Origin of the sequence: Aliirhizobium wenxiniae, assembly GCF_019511445.1 — a bacterium.
GTDB lineage: Bacteria > Pseudomonadota > Alphaproteobacteria > Rhizobiales > Rhizobiaceae > Neorhizobium > Neorhizobium wenxiniae_A.
Genome location: NZ_JAEUAN010000032.1, coordinates 1 through 18,360, shown reverse-complemented (window position 1 = coordinate 18,360; position 18,360 = coordinate 1). Strand labels below are relative to the sequence as shown.

General features: G+C 60.0%; 15 protein-coding genes. 7 read left to right on the top strand and 8 right to left on the bottom strand.

What is annotated here, in order from left to right; all coding sequences use genetic code 11:
• Nucleotides 1-145 precede the first annotated feature (145 nt).
• Nucleotides 146-1,435: an isocitrate lyase gene (aceA, locus tag JNB91_RS27765; protein ID WP_220328697.1), complete on the top strand. Its 1,290-nt coding sequence runs from the start codon at nt 146-148 to the stop codon at nt 1,433-1,435.
• 250 nt (nt 1,436-1,685) lie between these two features.
• Nucleotides 1,686-1,937: an SMc00767 family acetate metabolism repressor gene (locus tag JNB91_RS27760; protein ID WP_112510623.1), complete on the top strand. Its 252-nt coding sequence runs from the start codon at nt 1,686-1,688 to the stop codon at nt 1,935-1,937.
• A gap of 248 nt (nt 1,938-2,185) precedes the next feature.
• On the opposite strand, the gene JNB91_RS27755 is transcribed toward JNB91_RS27760, so the two are convergent.
• The 3 genes from JNB91_RS27755 to JNB91_RS27750 all read right to left on the bottom strand — a co-directional run bounded on the left by JNB91_RS27755 (nt 2,186) and on the right by JNB91_RS27750 (nt 5,648).
• Entirely contained in the window at nt 2,186-4,030 is a 1,845-nt protein-coding gene (locus JNB91_RS27755) for a methyl-accepting chemotaxis protein (protein WP_220328696.1), read from the bottom strand.
• 151 nt (nt 4,031-4,181) lie between these two features.
• Nucleotides 4,182-4,316, bottom strand: coding sequence for a hypothetical protein (locus tag JNB91_RS31270; protein WP_262928038.1), 135 nt, complete (start codon nt 4,314-4,316; stop codon nt 4,182-4,184).
• A 147-nt stretch (nt 4,317-4,463) separates the two neighbouring features.
• On the bottom strand, nt 4,464-5,648 hold the full coding sequence (locus tag JNB91_RS27750; RefSeq protein WP_220328695.1) for a BaiN/RdsA family NAD(P)/FAD-dependent oxidoreductase: 1,185 nt from the start codon (nt 5,646-5,648) through the stop codon (nt 4,464-4,466).
• A 137-nt stretch (nt 5,649-5,785) separates the two neighbouring features.
• Between JNB91_RS27750 and JNB91_RS27745 the strand changes: the two genes are divergently transcribed.
• From JNB91_RS27745 to edd, 5 genes are all read left to right on the top strand, one after another.
• A complete protein-coding gene (locus JNB91_RS27745) occupies nt 5,786-7,228 on the top strand; it encodes a glutamine synthetase family protein (protein WP_220328694.1) in 1,443 nt (480 codons plus the stop codon).
• A gap of 10 nt (nt 7,229-7,238) precedes the next feature.
• Complete coding sequence (locus JNB91_RS27740; protein WP_222857648.1) at nt 7,239-8,528, top strand: NAD(P)/FAD-dependent oxidoreductase; 1,290 nt, start codon at nt 7,239-7,241, stop codon at nt 8,526-8,528.
• A 76-nt stretch (nt 8,529-8,604) separates the two neighbouring features.
• Nucleotides 8,605-10,083 carry a glucose-6-phosphate dehydrogenase gene (gene zwf / locus JNB91_RS27735; RefSeq protein ID WP_220328692.1) on the top strand — a complete coding sequence of 493 codons (1,479 nt, stop codon included), beginning with the start codon at nt 8,605-8,607 and terminating at the stop codon, nt 10,081-10,083.
• Nucleotides 10,084-10,088: 5 nt separating this feature from the next.
• Complete coding sequence (pgl, locus tag JNB91_RS27730) at nt 10,089-10,787, top strand: 6-phosphogluconolactonase (protein WP_220328691.1); 699 nt, start codon at nt 10,089-10,091, stop codon at nt 10,785-10,787.
• Between the two features lie 115 nt (nt 10,788-10,902).
• On the top strand, nt 10,903-12,720 hold the full coding sequence (gene edd / locus JNB91_RS27725) for a phosphogluconate dehydratase (protein ID WP_220328690.1): 1,818 nt from the start codon (nt 10,903-10,905) through the stop codon (nt 12,718-12,720).
• Nucleotides 12,721-12,783: 63 nt separating this feature from the next.
• On the opposite strand, the gene JNB91_RS27720 is transcribed toward edd, so the two are convergent.
• The 5 genes from JNB91_RS27720 to JNB91_RS27700 form a co-directional block, all read right to left on the bottom strand.
• Nucleotides 12,784-13,140, bottom strand: a complete 357-nt coding sequence (locus tag JNB91_RS27720; protein WP_220328689.1) for a hypothetical protein — start codon at nt 13,138-13,140, stop codon at nt 12,784-12,786.
• 177 nt (nt 13,141-13,317) lie between these two features.
• Nucleotides 13,318-14,406, bottom strand: a complete 1,089-nt coding sequence (locus JNB91_RS27715; RefSeq protein WP_220328688.1) for an ABC transporter ATP-binding protein — start codon at nt 14,404-14,406, stop codon at nt 13,318-13,320.
• Between the two features lie 29 nt (nt 14,407-14,435).
• Nucleotides 14,436-16,103, bottom strand: coding sequence for a beta-galactosidase BglA (gene bglA / locus JNB91_RS27710; RefSeq protein ID WP_220328687.1), 1,668 nt, complete (start codon nt 16,101-16,103; stop codon nt 14,436-14,438).
• Nucleotides 16,104-16,129: 26 nt separating this feature from the next.
• On the bottom strand, nt 16,130-17,302 hold the full coding sequence (locus JNB91_RS27705; RefSeq protein ID WP_220328686.1) for a carbohydrate ABC transporter permease: 1,173 nt from the start codon (nt 17,300-17,302) through the stop codon (nt 16,130-16,132).
• Nucleotide 17,303: 1 nt separating this feature from the next.
• Nucleotides 17,304-18,317 carry a carbohydrate ABC transporter permease gene (locus JNB91_RS27700; RefSeq protein WP_220328724.1) on the bottom strand — a complete coding sequence of 338 codons (1,014 nt, stop codon included), beginning with the start codon at nt 18,315-18,317 and terminating at the stop codon, nt 17,304-17,306.
• Between the last annotated feature and the right edge of the window lie 43 nt (nt 18,318-18,360).

Sequence of the window (18,360 nt, the reverse complement as noted above, 5' to 3'; positions counted from 1 at the left end):
AAATCACCTTCGCGTTTGTGTAAGTCGTGACATCGTAACTTCTTTTATATCATACACTTATAGAATTAACATTCGTCATTCTGTAAATCTTTCACATGGACTTTCGGCCAGATCCAGAAGTTCAAATCTTGTGGGAGAGAGACAGATGACGGATTTTTACAAGCTCGTTGCCAATGCGCCTGAAGGCCGGTTCGACGGGATCACCCGCCCCTATTCGGCCGAGGACGTGCAGCGGCTGCGCGGCTCGATCGAGATCCGCTATTCGCTGGCGGAAAAGGGTGCGAACCGGCTGTGGGAACTGTTGAGAAGCGAGGATTTCGTCAACGCGCTCGGCGCCATGACCGGCAACCAAGCGATGCAGCAGGTGCGCGCGGGCCTGAAGGCCATCTATCTTTCCGGCTGGCAGGTGGCGGCGGATAGCAATACCGCATCCTCCATGTATCCCGACCAGTCGCTTTATCCGGCCAATGCTGCGCCTGAACTTGCTCGCCGGATCAACCGGACACTGCAGCGTGCCGACCAGATCGAGACGTCCGAAGGCAAGGGACTTTCGGTCGAGACATGGTTTGCGCCGATCGTTGCCGATGCGGAGGCAGGCTTCGGCGGGCCGCTCAACGCTTTCGAGATCATGAAGGCGTTTATCGAAGCGGGTGCTGCGGGCGTTCATTTCGAGGATCAGCTGGCGTCCGAAAAGAAATGCGGCCATCTGGGCGGCAAGGTGCTTATCCCGACCGCGGCGCATATTCGTAACCTGACGGCAGCGCGACTTGCAGCCGATGTCATGGGCGTGCCGACGCTGGTGATTGCCCGTACGGATGCGGAAGCGGCAAAGCTGCTCACGTCCGATATCGACGAGCGCGACCGGCCATTTGTTGACTATGATGCAGGTCGGACTGCGGAAGGCTTCTATCGGGTGAAGAACGGGCTTGAGCCGTGTATTGCCCGCGCTGTCGCCTATGCACCGCATTGCGATCTCATCTGGTGCGAAACGTCGAAGCCGGATCTGGAGCAGGCGCGCAAATTTGCCGAGGGCGTGCATCGGGACCATCCGGGCAAGATGCTGGCCTATAATTGCTCGCCGTCGTTCAACTGGAAAAAGAACCTCGACGACGCAACGATCGCAAAGTTCCAGCGGGAACTGGGGGCGATGGGCTACAAGTTCCAGTTCATCACGCTGGCCGGTTTCCACCAGCTGAATTTCGGCATGTTCGAGCTGGCCCGCGGCTACAGGGACCGGCAGATGGCCGCCTATTCGGAGCTGCAGGAAGCGGAATTCGCCTCCGAGATCAACGGATATACGGCGACCAAGCACCAGCGCGAAGTCGGCACCGGCTATTTCGATGCCGTGTCGATGGCGATCACCGGCGGACTGTCATCGACGACCGCGATGGGAGAATCCACCGAGCATGCGCAGTTCCGGCCGGCGGCGGAGTGAGCCGCAAAGTCCCCTCCCCACTACGCCTGGGTTGAGACACCGGTCTCAACCCGTCCTTACGGGCTCCCACAAGGGGGAGGGCTTAACCCAGCCTCACGGCCAGTGCTCGAAGGTGAAATGGGCGGCTGCCGCGAATTTTCTCCCCCCTTGTGGGGGAGATGGCCGGCAGGCCAGAGGGGGACTTCTCATTCCGTGAACATGTAAGCGAACGAAATATAAAGACCGCAAAACCAACGAAAGGAGACCCCAAATGACGATCCAGACACCCATCAAGACCCATGTCAAGGAACGGGCGGAGGAGCAGGCAAGCGCCATGACCGCCGACCAGCAGGCTGCGATCCGCTCGCTGGCCAACGATCTGCACCGGTTGAACCATGCCGTTATGAAGGCGGTCGAAGCAGGCGTATCGGTCGAGCTGATCCGCTCGGCGCGGCATCATGGCGGTGACGGCCACTGGGGCGACCTGATGGTTCCCGTCGTCATGACCAACCGGCTGCAATAGCACCGGGGAAATTGTCGGGGCGAAGACCGCGCCGTCCTGCAATTTGTCGCAAATCCGGCAGCCAGGCTTTTGAACTCGTGCTGGAATTGCCTCAAACACCGGCCTGACAAGAGCCGGGCCAATGGAGCCCTTGGGGAGCCTTCGGGAGCCCCTAGGCCACCCATACCTTTTCATCTCCCTGCCACGAGAAAGGGCGGCCTGAAGCCGCCCTTTCTCACATCTGATTGCTCGTCTTTCGAAGGCGCCGGTCAGGCGGCCTTGTTGTAGCGTTGCGCCACAGACGCGGCTTCGGCATCGATGCGGAACTGCTGCAGCAGGCCGAAGAGCGCTTCGGTCTCGTCGGCCAAACGACGGCTGGCATCGCTGGTTTCGGCCACCATGGCACCGTTCTGCTGGGTCATCTGGTCCATCTGATTGACGGACTGGTTGATGTTGGACAGCGCTGCCGACTGGTCGCGGCTGGCGGTGGCAATAGTTTCCACATGCTGGCTGATGACGACGATCTCGCTGCTGATCGTGGCCAGAACCTCGCCGGCCTGCTGGACGAGCGAGACACCGGAATCAACCTCCTGGGTCGACTGGTTGACCAATCCCTTGATTTCCTTGGCGGCATCGGCGGAGCGCTGCGCCAGTTCACGCACCTCCTGCGCAACGACCGCAAACCCCTTGCCGGCTTCGCCCGCGCGCGCGGCTTCGATACCGGCATTCAGAGCGAGAAGGTTGGTCTGGAAGGCTATATCGTCAATCACCTCGATGATCAGTTCTATCTTCTGCGACGCGTCCTCGATGCGCCCCATGGCCTCGACGGCATTCTTGACGACGGTGCCGGAATTGTCGGCATTCTTCTTCGTGTGGCCGACGGCCTCGTTCGCTTCGCGGGCGCGGTCGGCCGATGACCGTACCGTTGCCGTGATTTCCTCAACGGCTGCGGCAGTCTCTTCCAGCGAGGCGGCCTGGCTTTCGGTCCGACGCGACAGGTCTGCCGACGAATGGCTGAGCTCGGCGCTGCTGCGCTGGATCGCCATCGTGCTCTGGCGAATATGCGAGAGCGTGTCGCGCAGCTTAAGGATCGAACCGTTGAAATCGGTGCGCAGCGGTTCGAGCTTGCCGGAGAAGGGCTGGTCGATGGTGACCGAGAGATCACCCTGGGAAAGGCGCGACAGGGCCGTGCCAAGTGCGGCCACGGCCTGATCGATCTGGCCATCGACCATGCGCTTGTCGCTGTCGTTGCGTTCACGCTCGGCTTCAGCCTCGGCGCGTTCCATGGCGCTCTGGTGCTCGATGCGCAGTTTTTCGAGCGCGTTGTCGCGGAAGACCTGCAGGGCGCGGGCAATGTTGCCGAACTCGTCGCCCCGTGCGGTGTAGGGAATGTCGGACTTGTTGTCGCCATCGGCAATTGCACGCACGGAGCCGGTCAGCACGCCGAGCGGGCGAACAAGCGCGCGAATGACGAAGTAGCTGGCAACGGCAATGAAAAGCAGCGCGAGCAGCGAGGAGATCATCAGTGCCGTGCCGGCAGAAGCGATATGGGCAAAGTAGACTTCCATCGGGATACCGATGAAGAGTACGCCGCTGACGGCACCGGATGCGTTCATGACAGGGTAATAGGCAGTCATGAAATCACGGCCGAAGAGAACGGCGGGGCCGTAATAGGCCTCACCCTTGGCGAGTGCTGCCTGTGCCGGATGATTGGCAACAAGCTTAGTACCTACGGCGCGCTCGCCCTTCTCGTTCTTCACGTTGGTGGAAATGCGGACATAGTCGCTGCCCTGCTTTTCGAACACTGTCGCGACGCCGCCGATGGAACCGGCGGTACGATCGACGAGATCATGGCCCTGCAGCGCCCCCTCGCCTGCGGTGACCTTCGACAGCTTGCCTTCGGCCAGCGTCGTCTTTGCACCGGCGAGGCTCGTCTCATAGATCAACGCCATCGTCCTTACGGACTTGTGCGTGTCCTCAACTGCCGTTTCCATAATGTCCTTACGAAACGTGTTGTAGGCGAGGCCGGAAACGGCAGAGACTGCAACTACGATGAGAAAGAGGCAGAGGAATACAATTTTAGTAACGACCGAAGAAGGCGCGATCTTTTTCATGGCGAACCCTTATGGGAGGAAATTTCCCAGTCTTGATCGCCGAAATAAGTGAAATTTTTGCTAAATTTGACAAAAGCCAGAGTTTAGTTGCGGCGCAACATAAACAACGCGCCTTGGGGCACGCTTGAATCAGACTAATTTAGCGTACCGCCTAAAAGAGAACCGGTACGGCCAGAAGTGCAGCCGTGGTGCCGACGGCAATCATCAGCAGGCTATAGCGAACGAGTTTTGCGCGGTCATCCGCCTTGGCAATTGCGATGGCGCGGGCACGGCGAGCATTCGGCATGGATGGGTACTCCGAGACGATAATCAAACCTATAGTGGCAGCCTATTTGAATTTTGACCACGGAAATAAGCTGGTAATGTGGCAGGATCGATCAGCTATATTAAGAAGTGCTGAACGAAGGCCACACAACCGATCGGCGGTTGCCGATCAGAGGGCCTCGCCGCAGACATGGCCGGATGACCACGCCCATTGGAAATTGTAGCCGCCGAGCCAGCCGGTGACGTCGACGCATTCACCGATGAAGTATAGGCCCGGAACAGACTTTGCCTGCATCGTCTTTGAATCCAGTTCCGAAGTATCGATGCCACCGAGCGTGACTTCTGCCGTGCGATAACCTTCGGAGCCGGCCGGGCGGATACGCCAGTCCTGGATAGAGGCTGCCACCGCTTCGAACACCTTGTCGGAACAGTCGGCAAGCTTCATTGCCGCCGGATGCTTTTCCGCAAAGAACTGCGCCAGCCGCTTGGGCAGGATTTCGGAAAGCGCCGTCTGCACCAGTTGCTTGCCATTTGCCTTTCGGGCGGCCTTCAGGTCATCGGCAATCCTGCGGTCCGGCTCTATGACAAGGGCGATTTCGTCACCTTCTCGCCAATAGGATGAGATCTGCAGGATCGCGGGCCCGCTGAGGCCGCGGTGAGTGAAAAGCAGTGCCTCGCGGAAAGCGGTCTTGCCGTGACGGATTTCGGCAGGCGCGGCGATGCCCGAAAGCGGCGCAAGCTTTTCGAGAAGACCCGGATCGAGCGTCAGGGGCACGAGACCGGGGCGGGTTTCGACGAGCTTAAGGCCGAACTGTTTTGCGATGTCATAGGCGAGACCGGTCGCGCCCATTTTCGGGATCGACTTGCCACCAGTAGCGACGACGACGGAGCGGGCCTCGATCGTCTCGCTGGAGGACGTGCCAATCCGAAAACCATCGGCGGATTTTTCGACCGAGGTGACGCCGCTCTGCAGTTCGAGCTTTGCGCCGGCTTTCTCCATCTCGGAGAGCAGCATGCGGATAATATCCTTGGCGCTGTCATCGCAAAAAAGCTGACCCAACGTCTTTTCGTGGAAGGCGATGCCGTGACGGTTCACCAGATCGATGAAATCCTGCGCCGAATAGCGGGCGAGCGCGGATTTGACGAAATGCGGATTGGAAGAGAGGTAGTTCTTCGGGCTCGCATGAATATTTGTGAAGTTGCAGCGGCCACCGCCGGAGATGCGGATCTTTTCGCCCGGCGCCTTGGCATGGTCGAGAACCAGAACGGAACGGCCACGCGCACCGGCGCGGATGGCGCACATCATGCCGGCCGCGCCTGCGCCCAAAATCACCACATCGAATTTACGGGCCAATCATCACTCCCTCGGGCTGCTTGGTGGTTGCCGCCTTCGCTGTTCGCCATAGTTCACCCAAAGTCAACGCCTCCCCCTCGCCAATTGGCGATCGGTGGCTATGATGGGAACATTCGATCAACCTTACCCGGTGTGTCATGCCAACAAAGAAAGCCAATCCTGCTGCAGCTGAAGTCGGTACGGTCGCAAAGGCCGCCGTCGCCCAACCAACGCTGACCTCGCTTCGCGGCGTGGCGGACTGGCAGGAGGCCGCAGCATGGCTGCGCGCGCGCGGGATCGAGGATATCGAATGCATCACGCCCGACCTTGCCGGCGTGCCGCGCGGCAAGATGATGCCGTCGTCGAAATTCACCTCCAACACATCGCTGGCGCTGCCATCCGCCCTCTACCGGCACACGATTTCCGGCGAGTACCCGGAAGAGACTGAAAGTTTCCGTTACGAGCCGCGCGACAGCGATCTCAAGCTCCTTCCGGATCTCTCCACCCTTTCCGTCGTTCCTTGGGAAACCGACCCGACGGCGCAGGTGATCTGCGATATCGTCAATACCGAAGGGACGGCCGTCGCCTATACGCCGCGCAACGTGCTGAAAAACGTCGTCAGGCTCTACAACGAGCGCGGATGGAAACCGGTGGTGGCACCCGAAATCGAATTCTATCTGGTCGCCAAGAACGATGACCCGGATTATCCGCTGCATCCGCCGAAGGGCCGCTCGGGGCGTGCCATTCTCGGTGGTCAGGGCTATTCGATTGCCGGCATCAACGAATTCGACGAATTGATCGACGACATCTACCACTTCTCCGAAAAGCAGGGACTGGAGATCGATACGCTGATCCATGAAGAAGGACCGGCGCAGCTCGAGATCAACCTTCGCCATGGCGATCCGGTGGAACTGGCCGACCAGGTCTTCATGTTCAAGCGGACGATCCGCGAAGCGGCGCTGAAACACGGCATCTACGCCACCTTCATGGCCAAGCCGATGCAGGGCCAGGCGGGTTCGGCCATGCATATCCATCAGTCGGTCGTCGATATCGACACGGGCAAGAACGTCTTTTCGCAGAAGGACGGCAAGCCGTCGAAAGAGTTCTTCCAGTTCATCGGCGGGATGCAGACCTATATTCCGAAGGCGCTGGTGATGATGGCGCCTTACGTGAATTCCTACCGCCGCCTGACGCCGGACATGGCCGCACCGGTCAACACCGCCTGGGGTTACGACAACCGCACGACGGCTTTCCGCGTGCCGGTGTCGGATCCGGTCGCGCGACGTGTCGAAAACCGGTTGCCGAGTTCGGATGCCAATCCCTATCTCGCCCTTGCCGCTTCGCTCGGCTGCGGATTGCTCGGCATCATGAACAAGATCGACCCGACGCCGCCGACCGACGAATCCGCCAACGAAGGTGCGATCGACCTGCCGCGCGATCTCCTGAAGGCCGTCTCGCTGCTGGAGGAGGAGCCAGCTCTGGCAGAGGTGTTCAGCAAGGAATTCATCGGCATCTATGCCGGCGTCAAGCGCGGCGAGTTCGAGACATTCATGCAGGTGATCAGCCCGTGGGAGCGCGAGTTCCTGCTTCTCAACGTATAAGGTGAGCCGCATGGATACATGGCAGAGCCCGATCGCGCCGGGTCTTTCCTGGTATCAGGCGAGCGTCGAGGAACGCCCCACCTATCCGACGCTCGACGGCTCGCAGACGGTCGACGTGACGATCATCGGAGGTGGTTACACCGGATTGCAGGCGGCCTGCAGTCTTGCGGTCAGCGGCGTTTCGGTGGCGCTGATCGAGGGCGGGCATTTTGGCGATGGCGGCTCAGGCCGCAATGGCGGGCAGCTCGGCACCGGGCAGCGCTGGTGGCCGGAGGATGCCGAGAAGGAGCTTGGCTTTGAGCGCTCCAAACTTCTGTTCGACATGGCAGAAAACGCCAAGCGGCATCTCCACGATTTTGCGACAATGCATGGCATAGACATGGACTACATGCCGGGCCAACTGAACGTGTCACACAAACCGGGACATGACCGCGAGTATCGCGCTAATGCGGAGATCGCCGCAGAACGCTACAATTATCCGCACGTCACTTTCATGGACAAGGCGGAGACGGAAGAGCGCGTTGGCACCAAGGATTATTATTGCGGCGTGCGCGATACCGGCACCGGCCATATCCATCCGCTGAAATTCCTGATCGGTCTGGCGAAGGTGGCCAAGGCGGCAGGCGCCGGCATTTACGAGAATACCAAGGCGACGGCGATCCGCCGCGAGGGTGGCAAGATCAAGGTCGAGACGCCGAAAGGCACGCTGACATCCGACCGGGTACTGATCGCCACCAATGCCTATATCGGCGATCTGGAACCGGTCACGTCAGCGCATGTGATGCCGATCGGTTCATTCATCGCGGCGACCGAGCCGCTCGACGCCTTTCCGCATGTCATTCCAGGCATGGAAGCAGTCTGCGACAGCCGCTTCGTGGTGCGCTATTTCCGCAAGTCGAAGGACAACCGGCTGCTGTTCGGCGGCCGCGAGGTGTATAGTTCCAAAGATCCGAGCGATACGGCAGAAGCGATACGCCAGCAGATCGTCACCACCTATCCGGCCTTGAAGAACGTGCGGATAACCCATGCATGGGGCGGCAATGTCGGGATCACCCTGCCGCGCCGGCCCTTCGTGCGCGAGGTCATGCCGGGTGTTACCTCCATCGGCGGATATTCCGGCCATGGCGTGATGCTGTCAAATTATTGTGGCAAGCTTTATGCTGAAATGGTCGCCGGGCGAAAGAGTGAGCTTGACGTGCTTGCCGATCTCAAAATTCCAGCATTTCCCGGAGGACATGCGATGCGTAAACCACTGCTTTTCCTTGCATTAACCTGGTTTGCGCTAAGAGACCGCATTTGAGGCCGACATTCGGACTAGCCTTTTTAAATCGATTAGCATAAGACACACCCCAACCACATACGACGAAAGTTGAGCGATGAGCAGCCAGATCATTCCAGTGGAACCATTCGATTGCATCGTCTTCGGCGCGACCGGCGACCTTGCAGAGCGCAAGCTTCTTCCGGCGCTGTATCACCGGCAGATCGAAGGCCAGTTCACGGAGCCGACGCGCATCATCGGTGCGTCCCGCAGCGCGCTTTCCAACGAGGAATACCGCAAGTTCGCCGAGGATGCGCTCAAAGAGCATCTGAAGAAGGGCGAATATGACGAAGCCCAGGTCAAGACCTTCTGCGAACGCATTTTCTACGTTCCCGTCGACGCCAAGTCCGATCAGGGCTGGGACAAGCTGAAGAAGATCCTCGATGAAGGCACCGGCAAGGATCGCATCCGCGCCTTCTACCTGGCCGTCGCCCCGGCAATTTTCGGCGCGATCTCGGAAAAGATCCGCGATCACAAGCTGATCACCAAGCAGACGCGCATCGTCGTCGAGAAGCCGATCGGCCGTGACCTCGCCTCGGCGCTGGAACTGAACGACACGATCGGCAAGGTGTTCAAGGAAGAACAGATCTACCGTATCGACCATTATCTGGGCAAAGAGACAGTTCAGAACCTGATGGCGCTGCGTTTTGCCAACGCGCTCTATGAGCCGCTGTGGAACGCCAACTACATCGACCATGTGCAGATCACCGTGGCGGAAGCCGTGGGTCTGGAAGGCCGCGCCGGTTATTACGATACGGCTGGCGCGCTGCGCGACATGGTGCAGAACCACATCATGCAGCTGCTTTGCCTTGTCGCGATGGAAACCCCGTCGTCGATGAATTCCGAAGCGGTGCGTGACGAAAAGCTGAAGGTGCTGCGGGCGCTGAAGCCGATCACGGCGGACAATTGCGAAGTGATGACAGTGCGCGGCCAGTACCGCGCCGGCGCTTCGGCTGGCGGCCCGGTCAAGGGTTACCTCGAAGAGCTGGAAGGCGGCGTTTCCAACACCGAGACTTTCGTCGCCATCAAGGCCGAGATCGGCAACTGGCGCTGGGCAGGCGTTCCCTTCTACATTCGCACGGGCAAGCGCCTGACGGAGCGGATGTCGGAAATCGTCATCACCTTCAAGCCGGTGCCGCACAACATCTTCGACACGGCAGCGGGTCGCATTTCGGCCAACCAGCTAATCATCCGCCTGCAGCCTGATGAAGGCGTCAAGCAGTCGCTGATGATCAAGGACCCGGGCCCGGGCGGCATGCGCTTGCGCAATGTCTCGCTCGACATGAGCTTTGCGGAAGCCTTCAATGCCCGCAGCCCGGACGCTTACGAGCGCCTGCTGATGGACACGATCCGCGCCAACCAGACGCTGTTCATGCGCCGCGACGAAGTGGAAGCGGCGTGGGAATGGGTCGATCCGATCCTCAAGGGCTGGGAAGAGACCGGACAGGTTGCGCAGGGTTACACCGCCGGCACCTGGGGTCCGAGCCAGGCTATCGCCCTGATCGAGCGTGACGGCCGCACCTGGCACGAAGGCTGAAGACCATGGCATCGACTTTTCACGAGTTTGCCAATGGAGCGGATCTCGCCGCAGCGCTAGCCGACAAGATTGCCAAGCAGCTTGTCGCAGCAATTTCGACCAAGGGAACGGCGTCCATCGCCGTTTCCGGCGGGTCGACGCCAAAACGTTTCTTCGAGGCGCTTTCGGGCAAGGATATCGACTGGTCGAAGGTCACCGTGACGCTGGTTGATGAGCGTTTCGTGCCGGCCGACAACCCGCGCTCAAACCATCTTCTGGTCGCGACGCATTTGTTGAAGGACAAGGCTGCGGCTGCGACCTTCATTCCCCTTTACCACCAGGCAGCCTCGATAGACGCTGCCGCGGAAATCGCCACACAGGAAACGTCGTCGATCGGCAAGCCGTTCGATGTCGCGATCCTCGGCATGGGCGGCGACGGCCATACTGCGTCGTTCTTTCCGCGGGGCAATCACCTCGCCAGGGCGCTCGATCTTTCGACGCCCCGCGGAGTGATGACCATGGCGGCGGAAGGTGCAGGCGAAGAACGACTGACCTTCACCTTCTCGGCTCTTTCCGATGCGCGCCTGCTGGTGCTGCATATCGAGGGCCAGGAAAAGAAAGACGTGCTGACGAAGGCTCAGGCCGGTTCGGACGAAACGGACATGCCGATCCGCGCCGTGCTCAACAGAGCGGCCTCTCCGCTCGAAATCTACTGGGCGCCCTGAGGCGCTCTTCACGGTGTCCGATCAAAGTCGACGGACACCGACAGTTCTAAGATACCTGTGGATCCCGGTGGCTTCGGCCTCTCCCAAGCCGGGATTGACCGAAGGAGGTTTTGACATGGCGGCGCATTCCAGCATTCAGGCGATCACGGCAAGGATCATCGAACGATCCAAACCGCATCGAGAGGCCTATCTCGACCGATTGCAACGGGCGGTCGCCAAGGGGCCTCACCGGGCCGTCCTCTCCTGCGGGAACCTGGCTCATGGATTTGCCGTCTGTTCCCCCGCCGAGAAGGACGCGCTCTCCGGAGACGTCGTTCCGAACCTCGGCATCATCACCGCCTATAACGACATGCTCTCGGCGCATCAGCCTTACGAGACGTTTCCGCAGATCATCCGTGACGCTGCGCGGGAAGCAGGCGGCATTGCGCAGGTAGCGGGTGCAGTGCCTGCCATGTGCGACGGCGTCACGCAGGGCCAGCCGGGCATGGAACTGTCACTGTTTTCGCGCGACGCAATTGCGATGTCTGCCGGGATCGGCCTCTCACACAACATGTTCGATGCCTCCGTCTATCTCGGCATCTGCGACAAGATCGTGCCCGGCCTCGTCATCGCCGCCCTTTCCTTCGGCCACCTGCCGGCCGTGTTCATTCCCGCCGGTCCAATGACGTCGGGCCTGCCCAACGACGAGAAGTCGCGTATCCGTCAGCTTTATGCTGAAGGCAAGGTCGGTCGTGCCGAACTTCTGGAGGCCGAATCCAAGTCCTATCATGGCCCGGGCACCTGCACCTTCTACGGCACGGCCAATTCCAACCAGATGCTGATGGAGATCATGGGCTTCCACATGCCCGGCGCATCCTTCGTCAATCCCGGCACGCCGCTGCGCGAAGCGCTGACCCGTGAGGCCGCCAAGCGCGCGCTGGCTATTACCGCCATGGGCAACGAATTCACGCCGGCTGGCGAAATGATCGACGAGCGCTCGATCGTCAACGGCGTTGTCGGCCTGCATGCGACGGGCGGTTCGACCAACCACACGATGCATCTGGTCGCCATGGCGCGGGCTGCCGGCATTCATCTGACCTGGCAGGATATTTCCGAGCTTTCGGACGCCGTGCCGCTTCTCGCCCGCGTCTATCCGAACGGGCTTGCCGACGTGAACCACTTCCATGCCGCCGGCGGCATGGGTTTCCTGATCAAGCAGTTGCTGCGAGAAGGTTATGTGCATGACGACGTGCGCACCGTCTTCGGCCACGGGTTGGAAGCCTATACGGTGGAAGCCAAGCTTGGCGCCGACGGACAGGTGACGCGCGAAAGCGTGCCTGAAGTCAGCGGCGATCCGAAGGTACTGACGACGGTCGATCAGCCGTTCCAGAAGACCGGCGGTTTGAAGATGCTGTCCGGCAATATCGGCCATGGTGTCATCAAGATTTCCGCCGTCAAGCCGGAACGTCACATCATCGAAGCACCGGCTGTCATCTTCCATGACCAGCATGGACTGCAGGACGCATTCAAGCGCGGCGAGTTGAACCGTGACTTCATCGCCGTCGTCCGGTTCCAGGGACCGAAGGCGAACGGCATGCCGGAACTTCACCGCCTGACGCCGCCGCTCGGCGTGCTGCAGGACCGCGGCTTCAAGGTGGCGCTGGTCACCGACGGGCGCATGTCTGGCGCATCCGGCAAGGTACCGGCAGCGATCCACATGACGCCGGAAGCCTCCGATGGCGGCGCAATCGCAAAGATCCGCGATGGCGACATGATCCGCCTCGACGCGGTTTCGGGCACGCTGGAAGTGCTGGTCGATGCTGCGGAATTCGATGCGCGCATACCGGCAGAAGCCGATCTTTCCGAGAACGAATTCGGGATGGGCCGCGAACTCTTCTCCGCCTTCCGCCGCAATGTCGGCCGGGCAGACCAAGGCGCGAGCGTATTTGCCTGAGGCAGTGCATCAAACAGCAAAAAGGCGGCTCAGTGGCCGCCTTTTTTGTTGCCTATCCGCCTGTCACCAGGTCCGGATATCCATCTTGTGGTCGCGATGCCTCGGATGGGTCGAGAAGACAAAGATACGGTTCAGTTCCTTGTCGGTCAGCAGGCGCAGGAAGCGAACATCTGCCGTGTTGTTCATGTTGACGCGCATAAGGACACAGCCGACCTTGTTGATGCGGGCATCCGGGATATCGAGATAGAATTGCTGAGGAAGATTATATTGGGTCAGCAGGCTCAGGACTGCGCCGCTCTGGGAGATCTGCACGACGTCGCAGCGGCGCTGCGCCATGTTGAGAACGGCCTTTTCGGTATATTCGATGCGACCCGCATTCATCGTGTCTTCCATCTTGAACCGCTGTTCGCGGTCATACATAAAAGACTCTTCCTTGTTCAGATAATGGTTTTTGTTAATTGGCGCCGCACCCACGACTATACTCCTATACTTGCGGATCAAGCCTAGGCCGTGAAGTTTAACAAGCGGTTGGCGCGTCCCATTTGTGCACAGGCAGATAGTCCGGTTCGTGAAATGTGGTGAACTCAGTCTTACCGGTCAGGCCCTATATGTCCTGCCTTCGGCATTAAACAGATGCAGTTTTTCAGCCGTGGTCTTGAGGCGGACGATATCGCCCTTGGACACGTCCGATGTGCCGGGCAATTTAACGATGACCGGTTCTTCGCCGCTGCCCGCTTCGAGATAAAGCAAGGTCACTTCACCGAGCGCTTCCACCAGCAGGACACGACCTTCAAGAAGATAATCGTCACTGGTCGAAATCTCGAGATCTTCAGGACGCACACCGAGGCTTGCAGGCTTGCCCTTGTCAGTAGGCGGCACGGCGATCGGCACGCTGACGGCCCTGCCGCCCTTGAGCGTGACCGTCGCCTTGGCGGCAGATTCACTGACCGTGACAGGCAGGATGTTCATCGCCGGAGAGCCGATGAAACGCGCGACGAAAAGATTGGCCGGGCGCTCGTAGAGTTCGAGCGGCGGCCCGACCTGTTCGATCTTGCCCGCCGACAGCACGACGATACGGTCGGCCAGCGTCATCGCCTCCACCTGATCGTGGGTGACGTAGATCATCGTCGTGTCGGCCAGCTTTTCCTTGAGCTTGGCAATTTCGATGCGGGTCGCAACACGCAGCGCCGCATCGAGGTTGGACAGAGGCTCGTCGAAGAGGAAGACCTTGGGATTGCGGCAGATGGCGCGACCGATCGCGACACGCTGACGCTGGCCGCCGGAAAGCGCCTTGGGCAGACGTTCGAGATAGGGCGTGAGCTGGAGAGTATCGGCCGCCGCGCGGACACGGCGGTCGATCTCGGTTTTGCTTTCGCGGGCGATCCGCATGCCGAAAGCCATGTTGTCGTAGACGGTCATATGCGGATAGAGCGCATAAGACTGGAAGACCATGGCGATGCCGCGACGCGAGGGGGGCACTTCGTTGACCACCTCGCCATCGATCGACATTTCGCCGGAGGTGACGGTTTCGAGCCCGGCGATCATTCGAAGCAGGGTCGATTTTCCGCAGCCGGACGGACCGACGAAGACGATGAACTCACCCTGGTCTATTTCCAGATCGATGCCGTGCAGCACCTTGACCTGACCATAGGATTTTCGGATTTCCTTGAGCGTTACGCCGGTCATGATCTTCCCTCCTCCCCTATTTCTCTTTCTTAAACCTGCCGGGCGAAGAACCCGCCCCAGGCTGGCAGTTCGATGGTGCGGCCTTCCAGCGACGCCTCGAACCCATGCCCTTCCAGCAGTTCCCAATTTCCGTTCGGCAAGGTTGCGGACAAGGAATTAGGGCTCATGTTGAACATGCACAGGATCGTCTCGTTGCCATATTGCCTTTCATAGGCAAGCAGCGGCTCCTCGGTGGGCAGGAACGAGATCTCGCCCTTCGACAGGGCCGGATTTGCCTTTCTGAAGGCGAGGAAACGGCGATACTGTTCGAGCACCGAAGCCGGATCGCCATATTGGGCGCTGACGGCCTTCAACTGATGTTCGACCGGGATGGGCAGCCATGTGCGTTCTGCCGTCGAAAAACCGGCCTGCAGCGCCTGCGCATCCCAGGGCATCGGCGTGCGGCAGCCGTCGCGGCCCTTGAATTCCGGCCAGAACTGAATGCCGTAGGGGTCCTGAAGGTCGGCATAGGCGATATCGGCTTCCGTCAGGCCCAATTCCTCGCCCTGATAGATGCAGACCGAGCCGCGCTGCGACAGAAGGATGGCGGAGAGCATTTTTGCGTAGCCGTCGCGATCAAGAACCTCCTGGCCCCAGCGGCTGACATGGCGCACCACGTCGTGGTTGGAGAAGGCCCAGCAGACCCAGCCTTCGGGTGCCGCCGCGGCAAAGGCATGCTGAGTTTCCTGCACGCGCGCGGGCGTCAGGGCATCGGGCGCCAGGAATTCGAAGGCGTAGCACATATGCATCTTGTCGCCGCCGGATGTGTATTCGCCGACGATTTCGAGCCCGCGCTGGCTGTCGCCCACCTCGCCGACCGCGGCAATCGCCGGGAACTCGTTCAGCACGGCGCGGAAACGCTTGAGGAAGTCGATGTTTTCCGGGCGGCTCTTGTCGTAGAGATGCTCCTGGAAATTATAGGGGTTTACCGCCGGGGCCGTGGCGGCGTTACGGCGTGAAGGGTCAAGCGCCGGGTTGTCGCGCAATTCCTTGTCGTGGAAATAGAAGTTGATCGTGTCGAGGCGAAAACCATCGACGCCGCGCTTCAGCCAGAAGCGGGTGAGATCGAGAAGCGCATCCTGCACCTCGGCATTATGCAGGTTCAGGTCCGGCTGGGAGGTGAGGAAGTTGTGCATGTAATATTGCATGCGTGTCGGGTCCCAGTGCCAAGCGGACCCGCCGAAGATCGACAGCCAGTTGTTGGGCGGCGAGCCATCCGGTTTGGCATCGGCCCAGACATACCAGTCGGCCTTCGGGTTAAACCTGGAGGACCGGCTTTCGATGAACCAGGGATGCTGATCGGAGGAATGCGACATCACGAGGTCGATCATGACCTTAATGCCAAGTCGATGGGCCTCCGCGATCAGGCCATCGAAATCGGACAGCGTGCCGAACATCGGATCGACATCGATATAATTCGAGACGTCGTAGCCGAAATCCTTCATCGGCGACGGGAAGAAGGGCGAAATCCACACGGCATCCGCGCCGAGCGCTGCGATATGCGGCAGGCGGGCGGTAATGCCTTTCAAGTCGCCGATGCCGTCCCCGTTGGAATCCTGAAAGGAGCGCGGGTAGATCTGGTAAATGACAGCGCCACGCCACCAGTCCTGATCAGAACCGTTGTCAGGCGTCGCGACTGCTGCTGCGGAAATGCTCATTCAATATCCTTGTTCGTTCGAATGGATCAGCCGCCCTTGACTGAGCCCGCGAGGAGGCCGCGGACGAGGTATCGCTGCAGGGCAAAAAAGACGATAATCGGGACGATGATGGTGATGAAGGCGGATGCGGTGAGGATTTCCCACTTTCCGCCCATGGAGCCGAGCAGCGCATTGAGCGCGCCGGTCAGCACCAGTTGGTCCTTGCCGGTACCGAGGAAAACCATGGCGACGAGAAGGTCGTTCCAGGTCCAGAGGAACTGGAAGATGGAGAAGGATGCCAGCGCCGGGAAAGACAGAGGCAGCACGATGCGGACAAAGATCTCGAAATCGCTGGCGCCATCGACACGGGCGGATTCGATCACCTCTTTCGGCAGACCGGCGATGTAGTTGCGCAAGAGATAGATGGCGAGCGGCATGCCGAAGGCCGCATGCGCCAGCCAGATGCCGACATAGCTGCGTGACGCGATGCCGAAGAAGGCGCCGATCTCGTTATACATTTTCAGAAGCGGGATCAGCGACATCTGCAGCGGCACGACGATCAGGCCGACGACGACGGCGATGATGATCGCGCGACCGGGAAAATGCATCCATGACAGGGCATAGGCCGCAAAGGCCGAGATCAGGATCGGGATGATGGTGGCCGGAATGGCAACCGTCAGCGAATTGATGAAGGCCTGACCGATGCCCTGAGAGGTCAGCACCGTGCGGTAGTTATCGAGTGTGAAGGACGGCGGTTGCGCGACGGAGAGATAGACGCGTTTGCCGCGTTTGTCGTCAAATGGCGCGTTCTTCGAGTAGACGTAGGTACCGTCCTCGTTGACGGTCAGCCTTTCGCCGTCACCGATATCGGCGGCCTCACCGGCTGTGAATTCCGTAGGGGCGGCGACCTTGGTGCCGAAGGCACGGACGACGCCTGCCGGATTTCCGCCCTCGGTGCCATCGAAGACCGAACCGGAAATCACATAGTTCGGGCCGTCCTGCCTTGCCGTCGACGGGTCTCCCAATCGTGCCGCACTGGTTTCGGCAGCGCCGCTGAACGAAGTCCACCAGCCGGAGGAGGCGATCTGGCCGGGGTCACGCAGGGACGTGACGAGGATGCCGATCGTCGGGATGAGCCAGAGGATGCAGATGACCAGAACCGAGAAATGCACGATGAGGCGGGGCAAGCCGATACGGCGGAGATTGATCGCTGCGTTCATATCAGTGCCCTCCCCGGTCTTCGCTGGCCTGGCGGATGTTCCAGATCATGATCGGCGTCACCGCGGCCATGATGACGAGCGCGATGACGGCGCTGCGGCCTGAGTCACCCCCGCCGCGGAACATCCAGTCGAACATCAGGTTGGCCAGCACCATCGTGTTCCACTGACCGTTGGTCATGGTGAGCACGATATCGAACACCTTGAGGACGAGAATGGTGATCGTCGTCCAGACGACGGCGATCGTGCCCCAGATCTGCGGCACCATGATTTTCCAGAAGATCTGCCAGCCATTGGCACCATCGATGACGGCCGCCTCGATCGTTTCTTCGGGAATGCCGCGAAGGGCTGCCGACAGGATGACCATAGCAAACCCCGTCTGGATCCAGATCAGGATCACCATCAGGAAGAAATTGTTCCAGATCGGCATGGCGATCCAGACCTGCGGATCGCCGCCGAAATACTGCACTATGGCGTTGAGGAGGCCGATCTGTGTGCCGTCGGCGCCGCGATATTCGTAGATGAATTTCCAGATGACGGAGGCGCCGACGAAGGAGATCGCCATCGGCATGAAGATCAGGCTTTTGGCGATATTGCCCCACCAGATGCGATCGGTGAGTACCGCGATGACGAGACCGAAGAAGGTGCAGGCGGCGGGCACGACCGCGAGCCAGAGGATGTTGTTGAAGATCGACTGGCGAAACTGCGCGTCGGTCGCGGCCCACCAGTAATTGGAAAGCCCGACGAAATTACCGCCCGACCGGTCATAGAAGGAAAGGATGAAGGTCGCGATGACGGGATAGACGAGGTAGACGATCATCAGCAGTAGAGCGGGGCCGAGGAACAGCCAGGGCCGGATCGCTGCGTGACGCTTGAGATTGGCCGAAATCCGCTGCACATCGCCCGAGCGCACTGGAAGCGCGATCTGCAGCAGCTTGTCGGAAAGCCAGTAATAAAGCGCACAGCCAAACACGCCGGCAATGACCGCCCCGAAGGCCGATACGATCTGCGATGTCATGCTGCCCCTCCCGTGAAATGCTACGGCCGGATCGCGGCCAATC

Coding starts and splice junctions, on each gene's coding strand:
- JNB91_RS27705 (WP_220328686.1), bottom strand. CDS start 17,302: ATGAACGCAGCGATCAATCTCCGCCGTATCGGCTTGCCCCGCCTCATC.
- JNB91_RS27740 (WP_222857648.1), top strand. CDS start 7,239: ATGGATACATGGCAGAGCCCGATCGCGCCGGGTCTTTCCTGGTATCAG.
- aceA (WP_220328697.1), top strand. CDS start 146: ATGACGGATTTTTACAAGCTCGTTGCCAATGCGCCTGAAGGCCGGTTC.
- JNB91_RS27760 (WP_112510623.1), top strand. CDS start 1,686: ATGACGATCCAGACACCCATCAAGACCCATGTCAAGGAACGGGCGGAG.
- bglA (WP_220328687.1), bottom strand. CDS start 16,103: ATGAGCATTTCCGCAGCAGCAGTCGCGACGCCTGACAACGGTTCTGAT.
- JNB91_RS27715 (WP_220328688.1), bottom strand. CDS start 14,406: ATGACCGGCGTAACGCTCAAGGAAATCCGAAAATCCTATGGTCAGGTC.
- zwf (WP_220328692.1), top strand. CDS start 8,605: ATGAGCAGCCAGATCATTCCAGTGGAACCATTCGATTGCATCGTCTTC.
- JNB91_RS27720 (WP_220328689.1), bottom strand. CDS start 13,140: ATGTATGACCGCGAACAGCGGTTCAAGATGGAAGACACGATGAATGCG.
- JNB91_RS27755 (WP_220328696.1), bottom strand. CDS start 4,030: ATGAAAAAGATCGCGCCTTCTTCGGTCGTTACTAAAATTGTATTCCTC.
- edd (WP_220328690.1), top strand. CDS start 10,903: ATGGCGGCGCATTCCAGCATTCAGGCGATCACGGCAAGGATCATCGAA.
- JNB91_RS27700 (WP_220328724.1), bottom strand. CDS start 18,317: ATGACATCGCAGATCGTATCGGCCTTCGGGGCGGTCATTGCCGGCGTG.
- JNB91_RS27745 (WP_220328694.1), top strand. CDS start 5,786: ATGCCAACAAAGAAAGCCAATCCTGCTGCAGCTGAAGTCGGTACGGTC.
- JNB91_RS31270 (WP_262928038.1), bottom strand. CDS start 4,316: ATGCCGAATGCTCGCCGTGCCCGCGCCATCGCAATTGCCAAGGCGGAT.
- pgl (WP_220328691.1), top strand. CDS start 10,089: ATGGCATCGACTTTTCACGAGTTTGCCAATGGAGCGGATCTCGCCGCA.